Here is a 4,976-nt window from a genome sequence, read left to right as displayed (position 1 = left end):
CGCCTCTTCCGATTCGCGATCAATCAGCTTGGCCTCTTCGGCAAGAGCGTCCAGCGCTTCCAATTGCTTCTTCGACATAGCCTTAGGCTTTGGCATACGCGGCGACTCCTAGGAGTAATGATGGCCTCGATGTTACGACGGGCTTCGCGTCAAATCCGAGTTTTTATTTTTGTAGAACGCACGAACGGATTGTAGAAAAGAAAAGGGCTTGCATCTCTGCAAGCCCTTGAATTCGTTTGGTAGGCCGTGCGGGATTCGCACCTGCGACCAACGGATTAAAAGTCCGCTGCTCTACCAGCTGAGCTAACGACCCAACGAAGACCAAAATTATACCGGCGCTGTCACCATAGTGTCAATACCTGGGTGGCGCGACGGCGGCTCTTTCCGGCGCGATTCGAGCGGTTGTGCGCGGCTTGTGCTCAAACGCTGCGCTCAATGCGCCACATCTGGTACTTGAACGCGCAGACGCCGCCCACGAGAATCGCCGCCGTCGCGAGGAACGAACCCAGCGCCAGCGTCGACACGCCCGACAACCCCTGACCGACCGTGCAGCCCAAGGCCGTCACGCCGCCGAAGCCCATCAGTACGCCACCCACCATGTGATTCGCCGTGTCTTCCGTGCCCTGAAAACCTTCCCAACGGAAATTGCGCGACACCAGTGCATAGACGAACGACCCGGCAATCACACCCAACACACTCGAAATGCCCAACGTGATGACGTTGCTCGTGTCGCTCCACATCATCAGCCAATACATCGTGTACGCGAGCGGCGAGACGAACGACAACGCTTCCATCTTCCCGGAATTCGTGGCAACGAAACTCTCCTCCAACGTATTCGGATTCTCCGCCACGTACCCTAACTTGCCCGAGACGTACCACAACGCCACGATGATCGCGCCCACGACGAGGCCGCCCAGCAGATTATCGAACGTCCAGAATTCGCGTCGTGCGAGCGCCGCGATCACGAACGCCCCGCCAATCGCCAACCCGAGAATGAGCTGTGCGCGGTGTACGTCGCCACCGAACCAGCCGCCCAGCAATGTCGGCAGATCCTGCGATGTCGCAAACGTGGTTTGCACGCTATCGATGGCCGTCACGCGCAATACCGCGAACAAGCCCTTGAGCGTCATGTAGCCCGACAGACCGATCATCACGAAAACCAGCAGCGACTTCAGATTCCCACCGCCGATGCGCACCAGTGTCTTGCTGCCGCAACCGGACGCCAGCACCATGCCGAAACCGAACAGCCAGCCGCCAACGAGATACGACAGCCAGGTAAAGCGCGGCGTCGTGTAAATCGCCTTGATAGGATCGATGACACCCTGCGACGCCAGCACCCCCGTGCCGATGGTCGCGACACCGATGGCGAGCAACCACATCCGCATGCGGTTCCAATCGCCGATGTTCACGATGTCGGAGAGCGCGCCCATCGTGCAGAAATGCGTGCGCTGCAGCACAGCGCCAAACACGAAGGCCAGCGCAAAGGTGAACCACACGACGGTGTGGGAGAGGGCGGTGAGATCGACGTCGGTCATTAGGCGAGAAGGCGATGGCGGCCGTGCTCGGCCGTTTGATTCGTTGTCGCGAGCCACGGGGCGTAGCCGGCATGGTAAGTATCAGACGTGCCGCGCGCAGTCTGCGCGCGATCACATCGCGGGTGCGGTCGTCATGCCCTGCAGGCCCAATTGGACCCGCACACATCCCCTGAGACGCCGCGCTTCGAACGCTTGCAAAGCCCGTATTCTACTTGAGGTCGCGGTCGGCATCCGCAAAGCCCGGAAGGATGGGAGCGCCTGGCGGTCGCGGCAGCGTTGACGATGACGGCAACGACGGTGATCCGGCATGCGCTGGAAACGACAACGCCGCCCAAAGGCGGCGTTATGCGTTTGACGAGTGACCTCACACGGCAGGCTGGTTCGCGCAGTCTCCCGCGAGACGTCTTACTTCAGCTTGGCCACACGCTTCTTGGCCTCGGCCGCCGATTCGCTGTCCGGGTACTTGGTCACCAAATCGTGCAACGTTTTCTTCGCTGACGCAATCTGCCCGGATTCCGCCTGGTTGCTGGCGATTGCCAGCATTGCCTCGGCAGCCTTCGGGCTCGTCGGGTACTTCGTCACGATCCCTTGCAGCGTCGCGGTCGACCCCTTCAGATCCTTGTTGGCGTACTGCGCATTGCCAAGCCAGAACTGAGCTTCGGGTTGATACGGGCTGTCGGGATACTTGGCCGAGAAGGTTCGGAATGCCGTTTGCGCACCCTTATAGTCACCATTGCGGAATTTCGTCAGCGCGGCGTCAAAGACATCTTTCTCGCCCGGTTGGACGGTGCCTGTCACGCCGCCGACGGTCATCTGCTGCGGTTCGAATTTCTTCAGTCGACCGTCGAGGTCGTTGTAGAAATCCTTTTGACTCTGTTGCAGGTTCGCAAGCTGGTTTTTCAGATCTTCGTTCTGACCGCGCTGGTCGGCCAGATCACGTTGCAACTGCTGAATCTGATTGTTCAAATCCAGCACGTTGCGCGTGAGCCCCTCGATCCGCTGCTTGTCCGAATCCAGACGGCTGCGGATATCGAGGATCGCTTTGCGCGCCTCGTCGTCATCGAACAATCCGGCATGCGCCAGCGGACTCAGCACCGCAGTGCCGAGCGTCACCGCGCAGATCATGTTTTTAAGCAAACGAGACGTCATGACGATTCAATCAATAAGCCAGATCGGCGCGACGGTCCTGAGCCCAGCTGGCCTCGTCTGTACCCGTTGCCTTTTCCTTGCCCAGCGAAACGGCTTCCATCTGGTTGGTGTTGGCGCCCAGTGCCGACATCGCCTTCACCACCGATTCGGCACGCTTCTGGCCCAGTGCCAGGTTGTACTCGCTCGTGCCGCGCGGGTCGGTATTGCCCTGCACCAGCACGTGGCGCTGCGAGTACTTGTTCAGGAACGCAGCATGCGCCTGGAGCATCGGGGTGTACTGAGCATCGACGCTGTACTGGTCGAAGCCGAAGTACACGCTGCGCTTGGCGAGCGGGCCGTTCGGGTTGTTCAGTTCGTCAGCCGAGGCGTCGACGGGGGCGACAGCACGGGCGTCCGTGGCTTGACCCTTGTTGGCGTTAGCCTGGTCGTCGAGCTTCACGCCCGACGAGCAAGCGGCCAGAGCGGCCAGCGAAGAGATGGCGAGGATATTACGAAGCAGGGAACTCATTTGAGCCTCCGATTGATGTTGCTGTTGATGTTATTGCATGAAAGGGCCCCAGGAGGGTTCGCGAACTTCCCCTCCCCGAACCTGAAGAATCTGCCGGGTTTGCCCGTCCACCGAGACTGCCGCGAGAACCTTGCGGCCCCCCGACTGCGTTGCATAAAGAATGTACTTGCCGTTTGCAGCAAAACTCGGTGACTCGTCGTGGCTGGTGTCGGTCAGAGCCGTAACATCGCCAGTACTCATATCCTGCACGCACAGTTTGAATCCGCCGCCTTGTCGCGCAATGAACGCGAGCAACTTGCCGTCGGGACTGATTCGCGGGCTGACGTTGTAACTCCCCTTGAAGGTCACGCGCTGCGCAGCGCCTGCCCCTTCGCCACCGGCCGGCATTTTGTAGATTTGCGGACCACCGCCACGATCGCTCGTGAAGTAGATCCATTTGCCGTCCGGGGAATACTGCGGTTCGGTGTCGATCGCGCCGCTGCGCGACAGACGCTTGAGGCCACCGCCATTGGCGTTGACCTGATAGATCTGGGTGTTGCCGTCGCGCGAAAGGGCCACGGCAAGCTTGCTGCCGTCCGGCGACCACGCGGGCGCCGAGTTGTTGCCCTTCTCGTTGGCCAACACGGCACGACGGCCGGTCGGGAGATCGTGGATGTACACGACGGGCTTGCGCTTCTCGAACGAGACGTAGGCGACCTTCGTGCCATCCGGCGACCAGGCCGGTGAGATGATCGGCTCGCGGCTGTTGAGCGCAACGCGCGCATCCTGGCCGTCGGAATCCGAAATCTGCAACTGGTAGTGGTTGCCGCTGTGCAACACGTAGGACAGACGCGTGGCAAACACGCCGCGGTCGCCCAGCAGCTTCTGGTAAATGTAGTCGGCGATCTTGTGCGCCGTCAGACGCAAGTTCGCGGCCGACGAGGTGAGGGCCAGACCGCCGAGCGGTTGTCCGTTCACGGCATCGTATAAACGGAAGCTGACCTGGAAGTTGCCGTTGCCCGCGGGGACGATCGTGCCCGAGACGAAGGCATTCGCCCCCTTGGCGCGCCACGTGCCGAGATCGACCGAATCGTCCACGCCGACGGCGGCGCCGCCCGTATCGATCTGATTGAAGCGCCCGCTGTTGCTCAGGTCGGCCTTGACGACGGACACGATGTCCGTCGGCGCGGCGCCCTTGAAATTGGACACGGCGATCGGGTAACGGTTGGTGCCGACGCCCGTAATGTCAACGGTCAGCGGCGTCTGCGCATGGGCGATCGTGCACGCTGCGGTGAGCCAGGTGGCCACCAGCGCACGCCATGCATATTGACTGGAAATTCGCATGCGTTCGATTGGTCAGTTACGCGGTGCAAGCGCCATTTTTACCACACTCGGATGAAAATGGACTCACGTCGCTCGGTTATCGTTCCCGTTTGACAACACTCTCAGCCTTTTGGGCTGAAGCGAAGGTTGACGCTCGGGGGGGCTTTGCCATTGGTGTCGCGTGGCAATGGATCGGACTTGGTGATAGCGGACTGCACGGCGGCGTCCCAGGCGGGATTGCCGCTCGATTTGACCAACTGCATGGACAGCACGCTGCCATCCGGCGCCAGACGTACCGAGACGACGGCCGTGGGATTGCCCGTGGTGTCGCCGCCATAAGCAATGTTCGGCTTGACCTTCGCGCGCACGCGATCGGCATAGCCCGCCGACGCTGTGCCGCCTGCGCCCGAGCCCGTACCGCCGGCCTGCGAGCCCAGACCGTTGCCGGTCGCGCCGGCCGTGCCTCCGGCCATCCCGCGCAA

5 protein-coding genes and 1 tRNA gene are annotated in these 4,976 nt (G+C 61.2%); all 6 read right to left on the bottom strand.

Annotated elements, in window-relative coordinates; all coding sequences use genetic code 11:
- Nucleotides 1-237 precede the first annotated feature (237 nt).
- Nucleotides 238-313 (bottom strand) — tRNA-Lys (locus A985_RS0120130).
- Nucleotides 314-419: 106 nt separating this feature from the next.
- Nucleotides 420-1,535 carry a YeeE/YedE family protein gene (locus A985_RS0120125; RefSeq protein ID WP_017235176.1) on the bottom strand — a complete coding sequence of 372 codons (1,116 nt, stop codon included), beginning with the start codon at nucleotides 1,533-1,535 and terminating at the stop codon, nucleotides 420-422.
- Nucleotides 1,536-1,940: 405 nt separating this feature from the next.
- Complete coding sequence (gene ybgF / locus A985_RS0120120) at nucleotides 1,941-2,684, bottom strand: tol-pal system protein YbgF (RefSeq protein ID WP_039830593.1); 744 nt, start codon at nucleotides 2,682-2,684, stop codon at nucleotides 1,941-1,943.
- A 10-nt stretch (nucleotides 2,685-2,694) separates the two neighbouring features.
- Nucleotides 2,695-3,192, bottom strand: coding sequence for an OmpA family protein (locus tag A985_RS0120115; protein ID WP_017235174.1), 498 nt, complete (start codon nucleotides 3,190-3,192; stop codon nucleotides 2,695-2,697).
- Nucleotides 3,193-3,222: 30 nt separating this feature from the next.
- Nucleotides 3,223-4,515, bottom strand: coding sequence for a Tol-Pal system beta propeller repeat protein TolB (tolB, locus tag A985_RS0120110; RefSeq protein WP_017235173.1), 1,293 nt, complete (start codon nucleotides 4,513-4,515; stop codon nucleotides 3,223-3,225).
- Nucleotides 4,516-4,616: 101 nt separating this feature from the next.
- A partial coding sequence (gene tolA / locus A985_RS0120105; protein ID WP_017235172.1) for a cell envelope integrity protein TolA occupies nucleotides 4,617-4,976 on the bottom strand: 360 nt, incomplete at its 5' end.

The sequence above is a fragment of the Pandoraea sp. B-6 genome, from assembly GCF_000282835.1.
GTDB lineage: Bacteria > Pseudomonadota > Gammaproteobacteria > Burkholderiales > Burkholderiaceae > Pandoraea > Pandoraea cepalis.
Note: the sequence above shows the minus strand (reverse complement) of the source record. Positions and strands in the feature narration are given on the sequence as shown.

Coding starts and splice junctions, on each gene's coding strand:
- ybgF (WP_039830593.1), bottom strand. CDS start 2,684: ATGACGTCTCGTTTGCTTAAAAACATGATCTGCGCGGTGACGCTCGGC.
- tolB (WP_017235173.1), bottom strand. CDS start 4,515: ATGCGAATTTCCAGTCAATATGCATGGCGTGCGCTGGTGGCCACCTGG.
- A985_RS0120125 (WP_017235176.1), bottom strand. CDS start 1,535: ATGACCGACGTCGATCTCACCGCCCTCTCCCACACCGTCGTGTGGTTC.
- A985_RS0120115 (WP_017235174.1), bottom strand. CDS start 3,192: ATGAGTTCCCTGCTTCGTAATATCCTCGCCATCTCTTCGCTGGCCGCT.